General features: G+C 64.2%; 21 protein-coding genes. 11 read left to right on the top strand and 10 right to left on the bottom strand.

Features of this window, described 5'->3' with window-relative positions; all coding sequences use genetic code 11:
• A partial coding sequence (locus tag N5A93_RS16435) for a calcium-binding protein (protein ID WP_268956185.1) occupies positions 1 to 1,405 on the bottom strand: 1,405 nt, incomplete at its 3' end.
• Positions 1,387 to 1,611: a hypothetical protein gene (locus N5A93_RS16430; RefSeq protein WP_268956184.1), complete on the bottom strand. Its 225-nt coding sequence runs from the start codon at positions 1,609 to 1,611 to the stop codon at positions 1,387 to 1,389. The genes N5A93_RS16430 and N5A93_RS16435, both read right to left, overlap by 19 nt.
• A gap of 220 nt (positions 1,612 to 1,831) precedes the next feature.
• On the opposite strand from N5A93_RS16430, the gene N5A93_RS16425 reads away from it, so the two are divergent.
• Positions 1,832 to 2,050 (top strand): hypothetical protein, encoded by a 219-nt coding sequence (locus N5A93_RS16425; RefSeq protein WP_268956183.1) that lies wholly within the window; start codon positions 1,832 to 1,834, stop codon positions 2,048 to 2,050.
• Positions 2,051 to 2,281: 231 nt separating this feature from the next.
• Here N5A93_RS16425 and N5A93_RS16420 read toward each other — a convergent pair whose 3' ends face one another.
• A complete protein-coding gene (locus tag N5A93_RS16420; protein ID WP_268956182.1) occupies positions 2,282 to 2,977 on the bottom strand; it encodes a DUF599 domain-containing protein in 696 nt (231 codons plus the stop codon).
• 81 nt (positions 2,978 to 3,058) lie between these two features.
• Between N5A93_RS16420 and N5A93_RS16415 the strand changes: the two genes are divergently transcribed.
• From N5A93_RS16415 to N5A93_RS16390, 6 genes are all read left to right on the top strand, one after another.
• Positions 3,059 to 4,498: an FAD-linked oxidase C-terminal domain-containing protein gene (locus N5A93_RS16415; RefSeq protein WP_268956181.1), complete on the top strand. Its 1,440-nt coding sequence runs from the start codon at positions 3,059 to 3,061 to the stop codon at positions 4,496 to 4,498.
• A 65-nt stretch (positions 4,499 to 4,563) separates the two neighbouring features.
• A complete protein-coding gene (locus N5A93_RS16410; protein WP_268956187.1) occupies positions 4,564 to 5,712 on the top strand; it encodes an FAD-binding protein in 1,149 nt (382 codons plus the stop codon).
• Positions 5,713 to 7,044, top strand: a complete 1,332-nt coding sequence (gene glcF / locus N5A93_RS16405; RefSeq protein WP_268956180.1) for a glycolate oxidase subunit GlcF — start codon at positions 5,713 to 5,715, stop codon at positions 7,042 to 7,044.
• Between the two features lie 50 nt (positions 7,045 to 7,094).
• Positions 7,095 to 7,895, top strand: a complete 801-nt coding sequence (locus N5A93_RS16400; protein ID WP_268956179.1) for a trypsin-like serine peptidase — start codon at positions 7,095 to 7,097, stop codon at positions 7,893 to 7,895.
• Positions 7,892 to 8,710, top strand: a complete 819-nt coding sequence (locus tag N5A93_RS16395; RefSeq protein WP_268956178.1) for a trypsin-like serine peptidase — start codon at positions 7,892 to 7,894, stop codon at positions 8,708 to 8,710. The genes N5A93_RS16400 and N5A93_RS16395 overlap by 4 nt, the downstream gene beginning before the upstream one ends.
• Positions 8,711 to 8,847: 137 nt before the next feature.
• Positions 8,848 to 9,321, top strand: coding sequence for an Hsp20 family protein (locus N5A93_RS16390; RefSeq protein ID WP_268956177.1), 474 nt, complete (start codon positions 8,848 to 8,850; stop codon positions 9,319 to 9,321).
• 51 nt (positions 9,322 to 9,372) lie between these two features.
• Here the strand turns inward: N5A93_RS16390 and N5A93_RS16385 are convergent, their stop codons facing one another.
• From N5A93_RS16385 to N5A93_RS16375, 3 genes are all read right to left on the bottom strand, one after another.
• Positions 9,373 to 9,936, bottom strand: coding sequence for an META domain-containing protein (locus tag N5A93_RS16385; RefSeq protein WP_268956176.1), 564 nt, complete (start codon positions 9,934 to 9,936; stop codon positions 9,373 to 9,375).
• A gap of 51 nt (positions 9,937 to 9,987) precedes the next feature.
• A complete protein-coding gene (locus tag N5A93_RS16380) occupies positions 9,988 to 10,620 on the bottom strand; it encodes an MliC family protein (RefSeq protein ID WP_268956175.1) in 633 nt (210 codons plus the stop codon).
• A 216-nt stretch (positions 10,621 to 10,836) separates the two neighbouring features.
• Positions 10,837 to 12,309: an NAD-dependent succinate-semialdehyde dehydrogenase gene (locus N5A93_RS16375; protein ID WP_268956174.1), complete on the bottom strand. Its 1,473-nt coding sequence runs from the start codon at positions 12,307 to 12,309 to the stop codon at positions 10,837 to 10,839.
• A gap of 83 nt (positions 12,310 to 12,392) precedes the next feature.
• On the opposite strand from N5A93_RS16375, the gene N5A93_RS16370 reads away from it, so the two are divergent.
• On the top strand, positions 12,393 to 13,181 hold the full coding sequence (locus tag N5A93_RS16370; protein WP_268956173.1) for a hormone-sensitive lipase: 789 nt from the start codon (positions 12,393 to 12,395) through the stop codon (positions 13,179 to 13,181).
• Here the strand turns inward: N5A93_RS16370 and N5A93_RS16365 are convergent.
• Positions 13,171 to 14,166, bottom strand: a complete 996-nt coding sequence (locus tag N5A93_RS16365) for a P1 family peptidase (RefSeq protein ID WP_268956172.1) — start codon at positions 14,164 to 14,166, stop codon at positions 13,171 to 13,173. The genes N5A93_RS16370 and N5A93_RS16365 overlap by 11 nt on opposite strands.
• A 156-nt stretch (positions 14,167 to 14,322) precedes the next feature.
• Here N5A93_RS16365 and N5A93_RS16360 point away from each other — a divergent pair, with 156 nt between their 5' ends.
• The 3 genes from N5A93_RS16360 (at position 14,323) to N5A93_RS16350 (ending at position 16,495) form a co-directional block, all read left to right on the top strand.
• Positions 14,323 to 15,531 carry an aminopeptidase P family protein gene (locus tag N5A93_RS16360; protein WP_268956171.1) on the top strand — a complete coding sequence of 403 codons (1,209 nt, stop codon included), beginning with the start codon at positions 14,323 to 14,325 and terminating at the stop codon, positions 15,529 to 15,531.
• Positions 15,532 to 15,636: 105 nt separating this feature from the next.
• The gene (locus tag N5A93_RS16355; protein WP_268956170.1) at positions 15,637 to 15,903 is read left to right on the top strand and encodes a hypothetical protein; all 267 of its coding nucleotides are present in this window, start codon (positions 15,637 to 15,639) and stop codon (positions 15,901 to 15,903) included.
• Positions 15,904 to 15,913: 10 nt separating this feature from the next.
• Positions 15,914 to 16,495 carry a DUF1523 family protein gene (locus tag N5A93_RS16350; RefSeq protein ID WP_268956169.1) on the top strand — a complete coding sequence of 194 codons (582 nt, stop codon included), beginning with the start codon at positions 15,914 to 15,916 and terminating at the stop codon, positions 16,493 to 16,495.
• 16 nt (positions 16,496 to 16,511) lie between these two features.
• Here the strand turns inward: N5A93_RS16350 and N5A93_RS16345 are convergent, their stop codons facing one another.
• From N5A93_RS16345 to N5A93_RS16335, 3 genes are read right to left on the bottom strand one after another with little or no spacing between them, the layout of a single operon-like run.
• Positions 16,512 to 17,384: a dimethyl sulfoxide reductase anchor subunit family protein gene (locus N5A93_RS16345; protein WP_268956168.1), complete on the bottom strand. Its 873-nt coding sequence runs from the start codon at positions 17,382 to 17,384 to the stop codon at positions 16,512 to 16,514.
• Position 17,385: 1 nt separating this feature from the next.
• Positions 17,386 to 18,156 (bottom strand): 4Fe-4S dicluster domain-containing protein, encoded by a 771-nt coding sequence (locus N5A93_RS16340; RefSeq protein WP_268956167.1) that lies wholly within the window; start codon positions 18,154 to 18,156, stop codon positions 17,386 to 17,388.
• Complete coding sequence (locus N5A93_RS16335) at positions 18,153 to 20,981, bottom strand: molybdopterin oxidoreductase family protein (protein WP_268956166.1); 2,829 nt, start codon at positions 20,979 to 20,981, stop codon at positions 18,153 to 18,155. The genes N5A93_RS16340 and N5A93_RS16335 overlap by 4 nt, the downstream gene beginning before the upstream one ends.
• Positions 20,982 to 21,060 lie beyond the last annotated feature (79 nt).

Here is a 21,060-nt window from a genome sequence, read left to right as displayed (position 1 = left end):
AAGCAGTTCGTCCAGGATTTCTTTCGAGATGGTCATGCATGCTTCCTTTTGGTGAAGCATGAACCGGATCAGTCATACACAAAAGATCGGACACTCTCGTCTGTTCCACGGTGCCGCCGGTGGCCTGGTCGTCGGCGTTCAACGCCATGACGTCTTCGCCGTCCGCGTCGTAGACGAATGTCCCGCTTCCGGTGGTGGTCCATCCGGTCGCGCCTGAATCGAAGCCGGAATTCACGACCGTGACAGGGTCCGTCGGAGTCTGCCCGCCGAACAGAGTGTCATTCCCGGCACCGCCAAGGATCACGTCATCGCCCACGCCGCCGAAAATCGAGTCGTTTCCGTCGCCGCCATCAAGCACGTTGTCCACATCGTTGCCGATGATCGTGTCATCGCCGCCGCCGGTGGTGATGTTTTCGATATTCACGAATTCCTGCGTGCCGATGGTACCGTCCAATACCTCGCCATTCTCCATGTCGACGGTCAGGTTGCGGTCGTCGCCGGGCAGGATCTCAAGCGTGTCGATCCCGTCACCGCCATCTATCTGGTCGTTGACGTTCACCCCCTCCTCAAGCCGGATCGTGTCATCGCCCGCACCACCCGAAAGCACATTCAGGGTGTCGTTCACATCCGTACCCGCGCGGATCAGCAGGTCGTTGCCATCCCCGCCCAGCAGCGTGTCGCTTCCAAGACCGGCAATAAGCGTGTCGTCGCCCGCACCACCTTCGATGAAATCATCGCCATCCCCGCCATCGATCGAGTCATTCCCGGAACCGACCGAAGAGACATTCGTGACCGAAATGTTATCGATCATCAGGTCGGTCTCGAACGTCGCCGTCGACTCCGAGTTGGTGAACCGCAGGGTCGAAGACGCCGTCGTGGCGGCGAACTGCAGGGTGAAGACCCCGAAATCGCCATCGTTCAGGACGATTGTGTCGGTCGCGATCACGATGCCGTTTCCGTCCAGCACATCGACGACCAGAGTATGGTTGCCGACACCCGAACCGAACTCCATCGCGTCGAACTGAAGCTCGTAGGTATCGCCGATCTCGGTGGTGATCGTCTGGGACGCGGTGCCCCCGGCAGAGCTTTCGATGGCATTGAAGCCAAGCCCGCCTGAATAAACGAAGGTGGACCCGGCCCCGCCGATGGTCCAGCCTGTCTCCCCGTCGGAGAAATCGCCATTGATCACGGATACCGGCGCGTCACCGCGCCCATCCCCGACGAGGACATCATCGCCATCGCCGCCGCTGATCGTATCGTCACCCAATCCACCCGAGATGGTATCATCCCCGGCGCTGCCATCCAGGTTGTCGCCGCCCCCGGTCCCGATGAGGTTGTCGAAGAACCCCAGCTCTGTGGTGCCGCCGAGATTTGCGTCGGTGCCCGTCACCCCGGCTTCGCCCACCGTGAAGACGGTCGAACCATCCGATATGGAGATAAGACGGTCGAACCATCCGATATGGAGATGATTCCGGTCGCCTGATCGATAACGACATCGAAGCCGGCACCCAGACCCGAGAAGTCCAGCGAATTACCGGTCGTGGACTCGGCAACACTCTGCCAGAAGAGCAGATCGTTCCAATTGCTCTCTGTGACGATATAGTCGGCCATCGAGAACCCCTTAACTACACCCAACTACACAAGACGGCGCCGATCATCGGAAGTGCCTCAACATCTTTATCGACACCGTCGTATAATTTTTTATTACTTTGACGTTGCGGCGCCTTTACGGACGCAATGGGGCCAGACGAAGGCGATTGACGCCGTTTGCGCACCGCAGGACCATCCGGGCGGACCGCGCCGCAAGAAGCCTGACAAGTGAAATGTCGCTTTGGCGGCCCTTCGCCCGGCCCATGCTCCCCAAGCTGACTTCGTCAAAGCACCTACGCGGGGCGATCCCGCCGATATCGCACTGGAACGGAACATCGATGTGACGCATGTGGTAGTGACGGTATCGTTGACACATCATCGCAAGACGGATTTCGCGACTCGCCTGATCAAGGCAGAGCAGCCCGATCTCGCCAAACTTGTCGCGCAAAACGCGAAATAGGACATCGGGACCGATTGGATTTCGGGCGATTCCCACAATGCAACCTTAGGCGAAAGATGAATTGTGAACGGTGTACGAGAAGGGTCTTTTTGTGTTGATTCCAAGATGAATTGAATAGGCTGCAATTTTCGTGCCATCCAATGGCGACACGATTTCTGTACGGAATTTCCGCGGCTATGCGTGATTCTCGTACGAAACCCCTGTACAAAACGGACGTTTCGTACCTGAATCTTACTCGTCCTGGATCAGCACCGCGCGTGATTGCGAGGCGAATTCGCGCCGCAGAAGCACAAGGCAGGTGAATGCCGCCGCCGCGATCAGCACTTCGGCGCCAAGCAGCCAAACCGTTGATGCCAAAGCGAAATAGACGGATCTCAAGCCGCGGTTGAAGCTTCGTGCGGCGGTGATGTTGATCTCCCCCGCCTTGGCGGCCCGTTTTGCGCAAAGCGCATTCTCAGGCTCATTCGGCACCGCCGCCATCAAGACCGCGCAATATCCGAACAGCCGGTTCGACCAGACGAACTTGAGAAAGCCGTTCGCCAGAAAAACAAGCAAAACCAATATCTTGACTTCCCAAACGATGTTGGGATCCGCGCCCATCGTCAGGTCTTCGGCGACCCCGATAAAGCGTTCCATATTGCCAAACAGCGCCAGGCAGCCACCAATCGCGATCATCGTCGCCGAAGCGAAGAACGATGTACCCTGCCGCAGCGTCGCAAGGATCTGCGCGTCGAAAATGCGCGGCTGTCGGGTGATCATCTGGACCATCCAGTCGCGCCGGTATTGCGCCATCAGGACAGATACGGAAGGGCGGGATTTTGGTGGGTTTTCAATGAAATAACCAATCACCATCCAGCCGCCGAACAGCAGGCCGACCGCCCAATAATCAAGCGGCGAGAACAGGCTGAGCCGATCTGTCCATTCCATTCTGTCAGAATATCGCGGCCAAGAACAACTTGCCAGCCCCTCATGATTGGTTATATTTTATTACCAATAGGAGAGACCCACATGGACATGCCCCCGCCCAACCCGGACATCCTGGCGCGCAAACCCGAACTTGTCGCCCGCCTGAACCGGGCGCTGCCCGAGGCTGCGGTGATCTCGGACCCGGCCGAAACCCGCGCCTATGAATGCGACGCGCTGACCGCCTATAAATGCCCGCCGCTCGCGGTGGTGCTGCCCGGCTCCACGCAAGAGGTCGCCGCGGCCTTGCGCATCTGTCATGAAATGGGCGTGCCGGTGGTGCCGCGCGGCGCGGGCACCTCGCTGGCCGGGGGGGCGCTGCCAAGCGCGGACAGCGTGATCCTCGGTGTGGCGCGATTGACTGAAGTGCTTGAAACGGATTATGAAAATCGCTTCATCCGCGTGCAGACGGGGCGCACCAACCTGTCGGTCACGGGCGCCGTCGAGACCAAGGGTTTCTTTTACGCGCCCGACCCGTCAAGCCAGCTCGCCTGCGCGATCGCGGGCAATATCGCGATGAATTCGGGCGGGGCGCATTGCCTGAAATATGGCGTCACCACCAACAATCTGATGGGCGTCACGATGGTGCTGATGGATGGCACCGTGGTCGAACTGGGGGGCGCGCATCTCGATGCGGCGGGCTATGACCTTCTGGGGCTGATCTGTGGCTCCGAGGGCCAGCTTGGTGTGGTGACCGAAGCGACCCTGCGCATCCTGCACAAGCCCGAGGGCGCGCGCCCGGTCCTGATCGGCTTTGATTCGAACGAGGTCGCGGGCCACTGCGTCAGCGATATCATCAAGGCCGGGGTCTTGCCGGTGGCGATCGAATTCATGGACCGCCCCTGCATCCGCGCCTGCGAGGCCTTTGCCGGTGCGGGCTATCCCGATTGCGAGGCGCTTCTGATCGTCGAGGTCGAAGGATCGGACGCAGAGATCGACGAACAGCTTGAAACGATTATCGAAATCGCCCGCGCCCATGACCCTGTCGAGCTGCGCCAGAGCACCTCGCCCGAGGAAAGCGCGCGCATCTGGCTGGGCCGCAAATCCGCCTTCGGGGCGATGGGGCAGATCAACGATTACATGTGTCTCGACGGCACCATCCCGGTCAGCCAGTTGCCCCATGTGCTGAAGCGAATCGGCGAGATGTCGGGCGAATTCGGGCTGGACGTGGCGAATGTGTTTCACGCGGGCGATGGCAACATGCACCCGCTGATCCTGTTCGACGCCAACAAGCCGGGCGATCTGGAACGCTGCGAAGCGTTCGGCGCGGCGATCCTCAAGCTTTGTGTCGAGGTCGGCGGCTGCCTGACCGGCGAACATGGCGTGGGCATCGAGAAACGCGACCTGATGATCGATCAATACGCGCCGGAAGACCTTGAAATCCAGATGGCGGTGAAGGATGTGTTTGATCCCGGGTGGCTCTTGAACCCGGCCAAGGTGTTCCCGCTGCAATCGAGCGCAGCCCACAGGGACGCCGCCGCATAAGGGGGCGCCGCCCCCGTCGCCGCAAGCGGCGACTCCCCCGGAGTATTTTTGGCAAGATGAAGACATTGGAACCTGAAAGCGAGGCCGAACTGGCCGCCATCCTGGCAGGGGCCAAAGCGCCGTTCAGGGTGCAGGGCGGCGGGACGCGTCCCATCGGTGGCCCGCGCGAGGGTGTGGCGCTGGCGACGCGGCGCCTGAGCGGGATCACGCTATACGAGCCGGGCGCGCTGACCATGGTGGCGCGCGCCGGCACGCCGCTGGCCGAGATCGAGTCGACGCTTGCCGCCGAGGGGCAGCGGCTGGCTTTCGAGCCGATGGATCATCGCGGGGTGCTCGGCACCACCGGCGAGCCCACCATCGGCGGGGTGTTCGGCGCCAATGTCTCGGGGCCGCGGCGCATCCAGGCGGGGGCCGCGCGTGATTTCCTGCTGGGCGTGCGTTTTGTGGACGGGCGCGGGCAGATCATCCGCAATGGCGGACGGGTGATGAAGAACGTGACCGGCTATGACCTCGTCAAGCTGATGGCGGGCAGTTTCGGCACGCTCGGGGTGTTGACCGAATTGTCCTTCAAGGTGCTGCCGGGCGCGAAAAGCGCGGGCACGGTCGCGATCACGGGACTGGACGATGCCACCGCCATCGCCGCGCTGTCGCGCGCATTGGCCTCGCCCTTCGAGGTGAGCGGCGCGGCGCATCTGCCGGGCGGCGGCAATGACGCGGCGCGCACGCTGATCCGGCTTGAGGGATCGCAGGCCTCGGTTGCCTATCGCGCCGGACGGTTGCAGGAGGCGTTGGCGCAGTTCGGCGATGCCCGCTTCGATCACGACGGCGACGCGGTTGCCGGCGTGTGGCGCGATTTGCGCGACCTGCGGCCCTTTCACGGGCGCGAAGGCGATGTCTGGCGCGTGTCCGTGAAGCCCTCGGATGCGCCCGGTATCGTGGCTGCGCTGCCCGGCGCCGAGGCGATCTATGATTGGGGTGGCGGGCTCGTGTGGCTGCTGGTGCCGCGCGGCACTGCGGCGCAGGCGATCCGCGCGCCGCTTGACACAGTGGGCGGTCATGCCACGCGCATCCGCGGCGAAGCGGGTGAGGGCACCTTTCATCCACCGCCCGCGCCGGTGGCGGCCTTGCAGGAAGGGTTGCGCCGCAAGTTCGACCCGCGCGGATTGCTCAACCCCGGTCTGATGGACAGCCCGGCGCAAATGGCGAGCGACTGAATGAAGACGGAATTCACAGAGGAGCAGCTTCGCGACCCGGCCATCGCGCGCTCGAACGAGATCCTGCGCGCCTGCGTGCATTGCGGGTTCTGCACCGCCACCTGTCCGACCTACCAGGTGCTGGGTGACGAACTCGACAGCCCGCGCGGACGGATTTACCTGATCAAGGACATGCTCGAGAATGAGCGGGTGCCCGATGAGAAGACGGTCAAGCATATCGACCGCTGCCTGAGCTGTCTGGCCTGCATGACGACCTGTCCCTCCGGGGTGCATTACATGCATCTTGTCGACCACGCGCGCGACTATATCGAGCGCCATTACCAGCGCCCTTTCGGCGATCGTGCGCTGCGCTGGATCCTGGCGCGGATCCTGCCATATCCGGGGCGGTTCCGGCTGGCGTTGCTGGGCGCTAAGATCGGGCGGCCTTTCGCGTTCCTCATGCCCGATGCACGGCTCAGGGCGATGCTCGAGATGGCACCCAGGCAGGTACCGCCGGTCAGCCGCAACGACGATCCTCAGAGCTTTGCCCCCAAGGGAGAGCGGCGCAAGCGTGTGGCGTTGATGACCGGCTGCGCGCAGCGCGCGCTCAACACCGATATCAACGATGCCACCATCCGCCTTCTGACCCGGCTGGGCTGCGAGGTGGTGGTGGCCGAAGGTGCGGGCTGTTGCGGGGCGCTCACGCATCACATGGGCAAGACCGCGGAAAGCCATCGCACGGCGGCCAGGAACATCCGCGCCTGGCGGCGCGAGATGCGCGGCGAGGGGCTGGATGCGGTGGTTATCAACACCTCGGGCTGTGGCACGACGGTCAAGGATTACGGCCATATGTTCCGGGGCGAGGCGCTGGCCGACGATGCCGCGGCCGTTTCGGAAATCGCCATGGATATCACCGAGTTGCTGATGCAGCTCGATCTGCCCGAAGGGGCTGACAAGGGGTTCAGGGTCGCCTATCACGCGGCCTGCTCGCTTCAGCATGGCCAGCAGATCAAGAGCTATCCCAAGGACCTGCTCAAGCGTGCCGGATTCAGCGTGGTGGAACCCGCCGACAGTCATTTGTGCTGTGGCAGCGCGGGTACCTACAACCTGATGCAGCCCGAAATCTCGGGGCAGTTGAAGGCGCGCAAGCTGCGCACGCTGGCGGCCTGCCGGCCCGAGGTGATCGCCGCCGGGAATATCGGCTGCATGATGCAGATCGGCGCGGGCGCGGGCGTGCCGGTGGTGCATACGGTCGAACTTCTGGACTGGGCCACGGGCGGGCCGATACCCCCCGCGATGCGCCCCGGCCACAACGCGGGGCCACAGGTGCCGGACCTGCGCGGTGCGCCCTAATTTCGCCCCAAACCGTTGCTAGCCAAACGGCCAGTATCGCCGGAGGGGCCATGCTCAGACATATGATCATCACGGTCGCCGTCTTTTTGGCGGGGGTCGCGGCTGCGCAGGACAGCAGCCGCCTCGAGCGGCTCGATACCGGCGATGACGGTCGTGGCTGGGAGGCCGTGGGTCGGCTCGATATCGACGGGCTGGGGTTCTGCACCGGCGCGTTGATCGCGCCGCGGATCGTGCTGACGGCGGCGCATTGCCTTTTCGACAAGGCAAGCGGCATGCAGATCGATGCCACCGGAGTCGAGTTCCTCGCGGGTTGGCGCAACGGGCGGGCTTCGGCCTATCGCCAGGTGCGCCGCGCGGTGATCCACCCGGACTATGATTTCTCGGAAACCGATCCGGGCACCCGCGTGCGCAACGACATCGCATTGCTGGAACTGCACCATCCGATCCGCAACACCAGCGTCATCCCCTTCAAGACCGATATCCGCCCCCGCAAGGGCCAGCGTATCGGTGTTGTGAGCTATGCGCGCGGTCGCTCGGATGCGCCTTCGCTTCAGGAAGTCTGCGATGTCATGCTGCGCCGGCAGGGTGTGCTGATCACCTCCTGCGATGTCGATTTCGGGGCCTCGGGCGCGCCGATCTTTTCCTTCGAGGGCGGCGCGCCGCGGGTGGTCTCGGTGGTCTCCGCCATGGCCGAGATGGACGGGCGCAAAGTGTCGCTTGGCACCCAGCTCGAAGGCCCGCTTGCCGAACTCATGGCATTGCTCGACGAGAACAGCGCCCCTCCCCAGCCGCGGCGCTTGTTCACGGCCGGGGAGGGGCGCGACACCGGCGCCAAGTTCGCCAAGCCATGACGGGCTGGCGCCAGACTCTGGGCGCGGTGCTGTTCGCGGCGCTTCTTGCGGGACCAGCCCTATCCCAGAATAGCGGCCTCACCCGATTGACCGACCGCGATGACCTTTTCGGATGGGAGGCCGTGGGCCGCTTGGAACTGGGCGTTTCGGGTTATTGCACCGGCGTCCTGATCGCGCCGCATCTGGTGCTGACCGCCGCCCATTGTGTCTTTGACAGGCAGGGTGACAGGATCGCCCCCGATACCATGCGCTTTCGCGCCGGGCTGCGCGACGGCAAGACCATCGCCGAACGCAGGGTCACCCGTCATGTCGCGCCCGGGGCGTATGACCCGCTGGCCGGCATGAGCGCGGAAAACCTGCGCAACGATGCGGCGCTTCTGGAACTGGACACACCCATTCAGGCCGCGCTGGCCGACCCTTTCGTGCTGCACGGTGCACCCCGCGCGGGGCTGCGCCTCAGCGTCGTCTCCTATGGCCGCGACCGCGATTCCGCGCCCTCATGGCAGCGCGATTGCGGGCTCGAAGCCTTTGGCGGGGGGCTGATGCAATTCGACTGCGATGTCACCTTCGGGGCATCCGGCGCGCCGGTCTTCACCCGTGACGGACACCGCGCGCGCATTCTGTCGCTGGTCAGTGGCGGGTCGAGGGATGCGGGCGCCCCCGTCGCCTATGGCATGGAGCTTCCCGCGCTGGTCGACACGCTCAAGCGCGATCTGCGCGCCGCCACACCGGCACAGCCGGTGAATGGCGGTTTTCGGCGCGTGCAGGTGGACGAGGGGCACCGCGCCTCGGGCGCGCGTTTCGCGCGGCCCTGACACCGCGCAGGGGTCTTGAAAGCGCCGAGCGCGCATCCCAAATCATAGCTGCCCGACGCCGCTTTGCGGGTCGCGCAGTCTTTGCCTGTCCCTTCGGGAAGGCATCACATGAGGTATCGCTCAAAGGAGGATGACCAATGCGTAACTTCGACCTTGCGCCCCTTTACCGGGCCACCGTGGGTTTTGACCAGATCGCCGACATGATGGACCGTGTCCTTGCCAGCGACATGGGGCAGCCCACCTATCCCCCCTACAATATCGAAAAGACGGCTGATGATTCCTATCGCATCTCGATCGCCGTTGCCGGTTTTGCCGACAGCGATCTCAGCGTCGAGGTGAAGGAGGGCGCACTTGTCGTCTCCGCCCGTAAGGCCGAGGACGATTCCGCCCGCACCTTCCTGCATCGCGGCATCGCCACCCGCGCCTTTGAACGCAAGTTCCAGCTGGCCGATCATGTCAAGGTCACCGGCGCATCCCATGCCGACGGAATGTTGCATATCGACCTGGTGCGCGAAGTGCCCGAGGCGCTCAAACCGCGCCGTATCGCGATTGCCAACGGTGACTCAGCTACACGCGACAAGGATGTCGTCGATGCGGAATGCGTGAACTGATCACGCCCAAGGCCACAGGGCAGGCCCGCCATCGCGGGCCGCCCACATCGCTTACTTCATCCGCCGCGCTCTCAGCAGCGTGGCATCCTCGGGGCCGCCGGTCAGCAACAGCGCGCCGGTCTCGTCGAAATCGAAACGCCGGACCTGTTCCAGCGCATCCAGCAAGCGGCGCTCCTGCGTCATCAGCGCCTCGGGGCAGGCCATCAGCGTCGCGCCCATCTGGCTGAATGACAGGCCCTCGCCGGTCAGTTCATACCCCCCGACAAAGCGATTGCAGCCGCTGGTGCCCGCCACGCGTCCGCCCGCGTCAAAGCCGATGGCGGGGGCGGAGCTGTCCACGATGCCCGCGCCGCCCATGTGCTCGATATGCCATTCGCCGCCGATCAACAGGCTGGCGGGGTCGCCGCCGCATCCGCGCAGCACACGGTCGTCCAGCTCCAGCGCGGCGCGATGCGGATGGGGCATGCCGGTGGCGTCATCGCGGCACAGCCTGTCCTCCAGCGTCAGGCGCGCGCCGATTTCCGGCATGTCGAACAGATAGGCCCCCGGCGTGACCTCGGGTTCGGGGCGCGGTGTGCTGCGGGTCAACGCGCCGTAATCGGCGACCAGTTCCACCTCGCTTTCGCCGATGCTGACATGCCAGCCCGGCTCGTTGCCGCCCGCGCGTTAAGGCTTGGCGCTTTCGTCGATCCGGGTGCAATCGGGCATCTCCCGCCCGGCAACGCTCAGCATGGCGGCGTCGCCCTTCGACCAGAATTCGGTGCCGTCGCCGCCGACCCCCTGATAGCGCGCGCCCGATGCGGCCCTGACCTGTTCCATCTCGATATCGCGCCCGTCGATGCGCAGCGTCGCGCGTTCGCCCAGCACGCCGAATGCGACCTCGGTGCCGCCGCAGTCGAACCGCGTGTCAAAGGCAAGCGGAGTGATCTGCCTGAGGTTCAGCGTCCCCAGGTCCACCGCCTCTTCACTTGCCCTGTACGGCACGTCCTCGACCAGCCATCGCGGCTGCCCTCCGACCCGGATGACCGCGCCGACGCGGCCCGAGAGGTTCGCCGGGACATCCACGCTGAAGGGGATCGGCACCTGCCGCCCCTCGGTGCCGAACTGCGCCTCACCCAGAATCGTGTCGAACGCGCCCGTCGCGGCCACCGTGACCGACGCATCGGCGGGCAGCGCGATTTTCTGCATGTAGCTCAGCGATCCGCTGATCTGGCGGGTCTGCTCCTCTGCGGCAAGCGGCTGGCCCGTCAGGGCCAGGGTCACGGCAAGGGCAGGGGCGACGGCGAAAATGCGAAACATGTTGGATGCCTCCTGGGAATCCGCTGGCTTGGCGTCAGCTTACGCCGATCGGGGCGCTCCGGGCGAGAGGAACACGGAGTCACCCGCAAAAAAACCGCGCGCCCTGTTAACGGGGCGCGCGGCTGTGCGGAATGCCGACGCGATACCGACGTGCTGCAGACGCGATACCGAAGCCGATTTTTCCTTGTTAACCGGGGGCTTGGCCCCGATTCGGACTCAGACGCTCATGCAGATGTATTTCATCTCCAGGAACTCATCGATCCCGTGATGGCTGCCCTCGCGGCCAAGCCCGGATTGCTTGACCCCCCCGAACGGCGCGACCTCGGTCGAGATGATGCCGGTATTCACCCCGACGATCCCGTATTCCAGCGCCTCGGCCACCTTGTAGACCCGGCTCAGGTCCTTGGCATAGAAGTAGCTGGCCAGACCGAAGATCGTGTCATTGGCCATGGCGATCACGTCGTCCTCGTCCTCGAACCTGAACAGCGGCGCCAGCGGGCCGAAGGTCTCGTCGGTGGCGAACTGCATGTCCTGCGTGGCGCCGGTAACGATGGTCGGGGGCAGGAAATAGCCCTCGCCCTGCACCGGATCGCCGCCGCCAAGAATCACGCTGGCACCCTTGGATTTCGCGTCGGCCACGTGTTCCTGAACCTTTTCAATGGCATCCGAGTTGATCAGCGGCCCAAGCGCCACACCTTCATCCAGCCCGTCGCCCATCTTCAGCTTGCTGACGGCATCCTTCAGTTTTTCGGCGAAGGCGTCATAGACACCGGCCTGGACATAGATCCGGTTGGCGCAGACGCAGGTCTGCCCGTTGTTGCGGAACTTGCACATGATCGCGCCTTCGACGGCGGCGTCCAGATCGGCGTCGTCGAACACGATGAACGGCGCGTTGCCGCCCAGTTCCATCGAGCATTTCATCACGCTGTCGGCGGCCTGACGCAGCAGGATACGGCCCACTTCGGTCGAGCCGGTGAAGGTCAGTTTGCGCACGGTCGGGTTCTCGCAGAACTCCTTGCCGATCTCGGATGAGCGCGACGAGGTGACGATGCTGAACACGCCCTTGGGAATGCCCGCGCGCTCGGCCAGAACGCCCAGAACCGTTGCGGACAAGGGCGTTTCCGCTGCCGGGCGCCCGACAAAGGCACAGCCCGCCGCCAGCGCCGGCGCGGCCTTGCGGGTGATCATCGCGTTGGGAAAGTTCCAGGGCGTGATCGAGGCCGCAACCCCGATGGGCTGCTTGATGACGGTGATGCGCTTGTCGCGCTGATGGCCGGGAATGGTCTCGCCATAGACGCGCTTGGCCTCTTCGGCGAAGAACTCGACAAAGCTGGCGCCATAGGCGATCTCGCCCTTGGCTTCGGCCAGCGGCTTGCCCTGTTCGGCAGTCAGGATGATGCCCAGATCGTTCTGGTTCTCCATCATCAGGTCGAACCATTTGCGCAGCACAGCGGCGCGTTCCTTGCCGGTCCAGCTCGCCCATTCCTTCTGGGCGGCTTCGGCCTCGGCGATGGCCTTGGCCACCTGCGCGCGGCTCAGGTCGGCCACATTGGCGATCACGTCGCCGCGGGCCGGGTTGGTGACCTCGAACGTGCCGTGGTCGCCATCCGCCCATTCCCCAGCCAGGTAGGCCTGTTCGGCCAGCAGGCTCGGGTCTTTGAGCAGCGATTTCAGGTCGGTCTTGGTCATGGCGTTTCCCCTTTTCGGATTGGTCTCGCAAAGGCAAACCATCTTGCGTTAGGCTTGTCCAGCCTAACCAGCGGGATATTGCGATGGAACTGGACGATGCCTATGCAAATGCGGCCCATATCGCGGGCGCCGATGCCTATCCGGCCCGTTGGGCGGCGAAGGCTGCGGCCTTTCGCGAGGCCGCGAGCGAGACCGGCCATGCCCGGCTGGACCATGCCTATGGGCCGGGCGCGCGCGAGGCGCTCGACCTCTTTTTGCCAAGGGGGAAACCGGCCGGTCTCTGCGTTTTCGTGCATGGCGGCTACTGGCTCAGGTTTGACCGCTCGTACTGGTCGCATCTGGCGGGCGGTGCGCTGGCGCGAGGCTGGGCGGTGGCGATGCCCTCCTATGATCTCTGCCCGGATGTCACGATCGCCGAGATCACCCGCCAGATCGCCCGCGCGGTGACGGCGGCAGCGGCTGAAATCAATGGCCCGATCGCTCTGGCGGGGCACTCTGCAGGCGGGCATCTGGTGGCGCGCATGGCGGTGGCGGGTGTGCTGGATGATGAAGTGGCGCAGCGCATCCATAGCGTCGTGCCCATCTCGCCCGTCGCCGATCTGCGCCCGCTTCTCAAGACCTCGATGAATGCGCAGCTCGGACTTGATATGGCGGCTGCCAGCGCCGAAAGCCCGGTGTTGATGGAGCCGATGGATATCCCCGTGACTGTCTGGGTCGGCGCGGCGGAGCGCCCCGCCTTCCTGGATCAGGCGCATTGGCTGGGCGAGGCCTGGGGATGCGCCGTGGTCGAGGCCGAGGGCCGCCATCATTTCGATGTGATCGACGCCTTGGCCGATCCTGACAGCAAGATGGTGCAAGCGCTTATCGGCTGAGCGACGACCAGGCGGGCAGGGCATCGCCCGGCGCGGGCGTCGCCAGATAGACGGCGCGGGCAATCGCGCGGGCCATGCAGGTCGCCGCCGCATGGCCGATCGCCAGACTGTCGGCAACCCCGTGCTCCAGTACGCGCGCGCCGGTCGCGGCGGCAAAGATCAGATCGCCATCCATCGGGGTATGCGCCGGCACAAGGGCACGTGCCAGCCCATCATGCGCTGCTGTCGCCAGTCTTGTGCATTGCGGCTTGGCCAGCACCGCGTCGGTCGCGACGATGCCGATGGTGGTATTGGCGTGCTGCGACAGCTTGGTTCTCGGCAGGTCGGGATATGGATAGGCAGGGGCAGGCCCCAGGCCGCCGAACTCCTCGCCGATCTCGAACGGGGCGGCCCAGAAATGCGGCCCATCCGCCACCGTCGCCGCGCCAAGCGCATTGACCACCACCAGCGCCCCCACCGTCACACCGGAGTCCAGCACCATCGATGCCGAGCCAAGCCCGCCTTTCAGATTGGCCGTGCTCGCGCCGGTCCCGGCCCCCGCCGAGCCAAGCGCGAAATCCGCCCCGGCCGCCGCCAGCGCGTCTGCGCCAAGGCGTTTATAGGGGTTTTCGCGCCAATCCTTGTCGCCGCCATTCAGCAGGTCGAAGATGATCGCGCCGGGCACGATGGGCACCCGCTGATCGCCCACGGCAAAGCCGCGCCCGGCGGCGCGTAACGCATCCGCCACGCCCGAAGGCGCATCGAGACCAAAGGCCGAGCCCCCCGACAGTACCAGCGCATCGACTTCGCTCACGGTCTTGTCCGCAGCCAGAAGATCGGTTTCCCGGCTTCCCGGCGCCCCGCCCATCACATGCACCCCGGCGACGAAGGGCGCATCGCCCAACAGGACGGTCGCGCCCGTTCTGACCGCCGCAACCTGCGCATTGCCAACCATCAGGCCCGGTACATCGGTAATCAGGTTTCTTGGTCCGGGTATCGCGTGCATTGTGGTCAAAATCCTCTGAGGGTGTCTCAAACCATCTTGCCAGAACCGTCAGGATCGGCAAGGAAGGGTTCGGGCCGGGGCGATGGCGTCGCTCCACGGGGCCGGCAATCCAACCGTCCTGAACGCCGGGACCTTTCTTGTCGAAGGAGGGTCGTCATGACTGCACGTCCTGAAATGTATCGTTTCCACAATGGCGAAAAGGCCAAGCTGCCTTTTGCCGAAATCGAATATGAAGCCCGCCTCAAGGGGCTGCGCCAGATCATGGATGATGCCGGCGCGCAGGCGGTCGTCTTCACCTCGATGCACAATATCGCCTATTACAGCGGGTTCCTTTATTGCGCGTTTGGCCGTCCCTACGGGCTTGTGGTGACCGACACCGACTGCGTGACGATCAGCGCGGGGATCGACGCGGGCCAACCCTGGCGGCGCTCCTATGGTGACGCGATCACCTATACCGACTGGCAGCGCGGCAATTTCTGGCGCGCGGTCCTGTCCGTGGCCGGCGAGAACTGCGTCATCGGTTACGAGGGCGATCACCTGACCCTGCAACAGCGCGACGCGCTCGAGGATGTGCTGAAGCCGCTGACAATGGTCGATATCGCCGCCGCGACCATGCGCCAGCGTCTGTGGAAATCCCCCGCCGAAATCGCCTTGATCCGGGAAGGCGCGCGGGTGGCCGATCTTGGCGGCTACGCGATCCGCGAGGCGGTGGCGGAAGGCGTGCGCGAGATCGATGTGGCAATGGCCGGTCGCGACGCGATGGAACACGAGATCGCCCGTAGCTTTCCCGACGCCGAATATCGCGATACCTGGGTCTGGTTCCAGTCGGGGATCAACACCGACGGGGCGCATAACCCGGTGACCGCGCGCCGCCTTGAACGCGGCGATATCCTCAGCCTCAACACCTTTCCGATGATCTCGGGCTATTACACGGCGCTCGAGCGCACGATGTTCCTGGGCGAGGTCGACGATGCCAGCCTGAAGATCTGGGAAGCGAACGTGGCGGCGCATGAATATGGGATATCGCTGCTCAGGCCGGGCATCAGCTGCGCCGAGGTGACCCACGCGATCAATGCTTTCTTCGAGGAACGCGACCTCTTGCAATATCGTACCTTCGGCTATGGCCATTCCTTCGGGGTGCTGAGCCACTATTACGGCCGCGAGGCAGGATTGGAACTGCGCGAGGATATCGACACGATCCTTCAACCCGGCATGGTGATCAGCATGGAACCGATGCTGACGCTGCCCGCGGGACAGCCGGGCGCGGGGGGCTATCGCGAGCATGACATCCTGGTGATCACGCCCGACGGGAACGAGAACATCACCGGGTATCCCTACGGACCCGGCTTCAACGTGGTCGGCTGAATGTCTGGCGGGCGGCAGCCACGGCCGCCCGCCACCCGGTCATTGCGCCGGGGTGGATCAATCCTTATTCAGGTGCAAGTGGTCACTGACACGGACGGGGCTTGAATGGCGGCATTTGTGCGACTCGTGGTATTCGGTTTCATCGCCCTGACGGTGATCTATTTCGCCATCTCGCTCTGGTCCCGCGCGGTACGGCGCGGAAAACTGGAGCGCGAATGGGAAGAAACGGGTAGGCCCGGCGACAAGGATACCTATATCGAGACAGGGATGACCGATTACGAGCATTCGCTCAGGCGTCGGCTGATCCTGCTGGTCTATGTCATCCCGGTGACCGCGATCGCGGTGATCATCTATGTGACGAATTTCATGTGAGGGGGCCGGAATGGTCTATGTCAAATGGGGATTCTGGGGGCTGTTCTGGCTGCTGGTGGCGGCGTTCCTGCACTACACGCTGCCGCAGCACGATATCGGCAGGATCACCGACACTTACGAAAAGCGGGTCGATCCGGGCGATAACGCGCTGTTCTGGTCCAATGCCGATACCGGCGAGGACATCACGGGCACCAATCGCGACGTGTTCTTCATTCAGACCTTCCGTACGAACGACAGGCCGATGATCTATCGCAACGAGGATACCGGCTGGGGCTGGCCGCCCTATTTCAAGTTCGACACTTCGAACCTTCAGGCCGAGGCGTCGGACCTCATTTCAAAGAATAACGCCGCCAATCCACAATGGGTGATCATCACGCATTACGGATGGCGCAACGAGTTCCTGTCGATCTATCCCAACGCGGTCTCGGTCAAAGCAGCCTCGGGGCCGGATCAGCGGATCATCCCGTGGTTCAACATCATCCTATTGACCGTCCTGGCCGCTTTTGCCTGGGGCGTGCGGGTGCGCTGGAAACGCTTTCGCGCCAACCGGCTCGACCCCAGGATCGCGCAATGGACCGGGCGCGACGAATAGTGCTTGCGCCGCCCGTTCAGCGCTTGCCGTAGTAGAGGCCGACCACATGCTCGGCTTCTGCAAAGAACAGCCAGCGCGATGCGGCGATCCCCGCCAGATGCGACGCCACCGCCAGAAACGCCACAAGATGCGTGAACGGCGCCAGCAGCAACAGCACCGGCAGCACATATCCCAGTACCAGCGCGATGACCCGCAGCTTGATCGAGTGCTTGCGCCCGACGACATGGACGAATTCGCGCAACAGGTAATTGGTCCCGGTATGGGGCGGCTCGAAGGCACGCACCGCGCCGATATCGCCAAGCTGTGTGGCGCTGGCCATGTCGGTGCCGCTCCGGCTCAGGGCCATGTCGCCGCGCACCCACCACAGCACCTGAAGCACCGCCGCCACCGGCAGCAGGATCAACGCCGCCGGGGCTTGCCCGGCCAACAGCGCGCCGCCCGCCAGCGCGATCGCCGCCATCAGCGCGGGCGTCAGGGGTGTCTTCCAGCGCGGCACCGTCGTTAGCTGACCGTAGATCATCGAGGTGGAATAGACCGTCAGCAGCGACAGCGCGGCGCCCAGCCATCCAAGGGCGGTCCAAGGGGTACCCAGAAACACCAGACCGGCACCATAAAGCGCCATCACGATCAGCGCCATGACGCTAAGCCATGCCTCACGGCTCAGCCAGCTTGTGCGCCATTGGGTGAACGCCTTCATCGCCCTTTCGGGATGCCCGAGGTGAAAGGTCGAGGCCATGAGTCCGCCCACGGCCAGCGCATAGGCGATCGCGAAAAAGGCGAAAGCCATCCATCCGGTGACGTCGGGACGCCCCAGACCCAGCCAGACAAGAAGCCCGAACCCAAGCCCGGAAAGCGTGGTGAAGATGATGACGGAAGGGGCGGGATGCATGTCAGATTTTCTCCAATGCCTTGTCAAGCCAGCCGATGAACCCCTTGGGCTCTTCCGCCACCGGCTTCAGGAGCGGGGCCAGCACGTCGATATCGCCTTCGGGCTGCACTGCGGGGCGGTCCATCCGGTCCTTGGGGCGTGGCGGCAGGTATTTGTTGACCGGCTTCGTGCCCTGTTCGGGCATCAGGTCGACACCGCCGCGCGCCTCGACCAACTGCGACACGTCGCTGTCCGGGTCTCCCAGGTCGCCGAAATGCCGCGCGCCCGCCGGGCAGGTGCGCACGCAGGCCGGCTCCCGGTCTTCCTCGGGCAGGTTCTCGTTATAGATGCGATCCACGCAAAGCGTGCATTTCTTCATCACCCCTTCGGCCGCGTCCATCTCGCGCGCGCCATAAGGGCAGGCCCATGCACAAAGCCCGCAGCCGATGCAGTCGGTCTCGTTGACCAGCACGATCCCGTCCTCGACCCGCTTGTAGCTGGCGCCGGTGGGGCAGACGGTGACGCAGGGCGCGTCCTCGCAATGGAGACATGATTTCGGAAAATGAATGAGCTGCGCCGCGCCCTCTTCGGGTTGCACCTCGTAGGAATGCACGCGGTTGAGGAATGTGCCGCTCGGCGCGCTGCCGTAAGGGTCCTGATCGGACAAGGGCGCACCGTAATTCTCGGTGTTCCAGCCCTTGCAGGACACCACGCAGGCATGGCAGCCGACGCAGGTATCCAGGTCGATCACAAGGCCCAGCTTCTTTTCGGTGCGTTCAGGTAGCTGTGTCATTTGCCCACCTTCCATTCCAGATGATCGGGGCCCTGGCCCACCGGCGAGTGGATCTGCGGCAGGCCGGGTTGGCTTTCGGCCGGAGCGGCCACCTTTTCGATCTTCACCCGCAGGTCGAACCATGCCGCCTGCCCGGTGATCGGGTCCGAATTCGCCCATCTCAGCCCGTCGCCCTTGGGCGGGAGCAATTCGTGAATGAGATGGTTCAGAAGGAAGCCCCGTGTCGCTTCGGGTGCGTCCTTGTCCAGCGCCCAGGCCCCCTTGCGCTTGCCGATGGCGTTCCAGGTCCAGACCGTGTTTTCGTTGAGCGCGGCCATATGCGCCACCGGCACGGTGATCTCGCCATGCGCCGAGGTGACACGCGCCCAATCCCCTTCGGCAAAGCCGTTCGCCTCCCAGAGGCCGGTCGGCAGGTAAAGCGGGTTGTGCCCGTGAATCTGGCGCAGCCATGCGTTCTGGCTGCCCCAGCTGTGATACATCGCCATCGGGCGCTGTGTCAGGGCGTGAACCGGGAACTCTTCGGTATCGATGCCGCCATCCTCGAATGGCGGATACCAGATCGGCAGCGGGTCCAGCGTTTCGCGGATGCGTTCGCGCAGGTGGTCGGGGGGCTGGCGTTCGCCATGGCCTTCGGCCGCCAGCTGGAAGCGGCGCAGCGGCTCGACATAGAGGTCGAAGATATAGGGCTGCGGGCTGTCGAATATGCCCAGTTCCACGGCCCAGTCCTGATAGGCCATGTTCCACGGCTTGTAGTAGCTGGCGGCGTCGGGGATGTGCTTCACGAAGAAGCCGCCATTTTCGATATAGCGGTCCAGCTGTTCAGGGTTGGGCGCGCCGCGCCCGTGGCTCGGGCCGGTCTCGCCCTTGCGCCAGCCCGCCAGCGGGCCGATGCCCGGCTTGCGCTCGTGATTGGTGATGTAATCGGCGTAGTCGGCGTATTTCTGGCTGCCGTCGGAATTGACGAAGCCCGGCAGGCCCAGCCGTGCGCCAAGGTCGCACAGTGTTGACTGAAAGCCGCGCACATCGCGGTCGGGTTCGACCACCGGCCAGCGGATCGCATCCGCTGCCGCATCCGCCTCGCAGATCGGGCGGTCCAGCAGGCTGATGCAGTCATGGCGCTCCAGATAGGTGGTGTCGGGCAGGATCAGGTCGGCATAGGCGACCATCTCGGAACTATACGCATCCGAATAGATGATATGCGGGATGACATGCTCGCCGTTCTCGTCCTTGTCGGTCAGCATGTCGATCACGCCGCCCGTGTTCATGCTGGAATTCCAGGACATGTTCGCCATATACATGAACAGCGTGTCGATCTTGTAGGGATCCCCCGCATGGGCGTTCGAGATCACCATATGCATCAGCCCATGCGCCGACATCGGGTTTTCCCAGGTAAACGCCTTGTCGATCCGCACCGGGCTGCCGTCATCCTTGAGCGCCAGATCGTCCGGCCCCTGCACGAAACCCAGGTGCGGGCCATCCAGCGGGCTGTCCGGCGTCACCTTGCTATGCGGCTTGGGGTGGGCGCTGACCGGCTTGGGATAGGGCGGCTTGAAGCGGAAACCGCCAGGTACCTCGACCGATCCCAGCAGGATCTGGAGCACATGCAGCGCGCGGCAGGTCTGGAACCCGTTGGAATGGGCCGAAATCCCGCGCATCGCGTGAAATGCGACCGGGCGGCCCTTCATCTGCTTATGGGTTTCGCCCCGGAAATCCGTCCATTCCTGGTCCAGCACGATTTCCTCGTCAAAGGCCACGCGGGCCAGTTCGGCGGCGATGGTGCGGATCTTGTCGGCGCTGATGCCGCAACGCCCGGCCACGGCCTCGGGGGCGTATTGCGCATCCATGTAGCGTTCCGCGATCAGGTGCATCACCGGCTTGTGGGTGATACCGCCATGCCGGTAACTGGCCGACAGGTCCGGCTGCACGCCTTTCTGGTCGAACGGCGTCAGCTTGCCGGTCTTGCGGTCGATGACCAGCGTCTTGCCGTCCTCGTCGCGCATCAGGAGTCCGTGCTCGGGCGACTCGGGGTCCATGTTCACCAGAACCGGCGCATTCGTGTAGCGCGCCAGGTAATCCAGGTCGATCCGCCCGGCGCGCAGAAGCTCATGCACCAGCGACAGGATGAACAGCCCATCGGTTCCCGGCGTGATGCCGACCCATTCGTCGGCCACCGCGTTATAGCCCGAGCGGATCGGATTGACCCCGATCACCTTGGCGCCGCGCGCCTTGATTTTGCCGATGCCCATCTTGATGGGGTTGCTGTCATGGTCCTCGGCGACGCCGAAGATCATGAACAGTTTTGTATGATCCCAGTCGGGCTGGCCGAATTCCCAGAATGCGCCGCCCATCGTGTAGATACCCGCCGCTGCCATGTTCACCGAACAGAACCCGCCATGCGCGGCATAGTTCGGCGTGCCGAAATTCTGCGCCCAGTAGCTGGTGAAGCTCTGCGACTGGTCGCGCCCGGTGAAAAAGGCCAGCTTTTCGGGCGCTTCGGCGCGCAGCGGCGCAAGCCAGCCGGTGGCGATCTCCAGCGCCTCGTCCCAGCTGATTTCCTCGAACTCGCCAGATCCGCGCGGCCCCACCCGCTTCATCGGTGCACGCAGCCGCGAGGGGGCGTTATGCTGCATGATCCCGGCGCTGCCCTTGGCGCACAGGACGCCGCGATTGACCGGATGGTCCCGGTTGCCCTCGATATAGGCGACCTTGCGGTCCTTCATGTGGACGTTGATGCCACAGCGGCATGCACACATGTAACAGGTGGTCTTGCGCACCTCGTCGGACACCTTGGGCGAGGTCTCGATCTTGGGCTGGTGATGTGTCATCGGGCGTTCCCTGGTTTGGCGTCGGTCACGGCGGGGCATCTATTGGCGCCCGACATGGCGGTTGCTTGAAGTCTGTCCG

It is taken from the genome of Roseovarius salincola, assembly GCF_026891095.1.
GTDB classification, from domain to species: Bacteria; Pseudomonadota; Alphaproteobacteria; order Rhodobacterales; family Rhodobacteraceae; genus Roseovarius; species Roseovarius salincola.
This window is presented reverse-complemented; position numbering and strand designations above follow the sequence as displayed.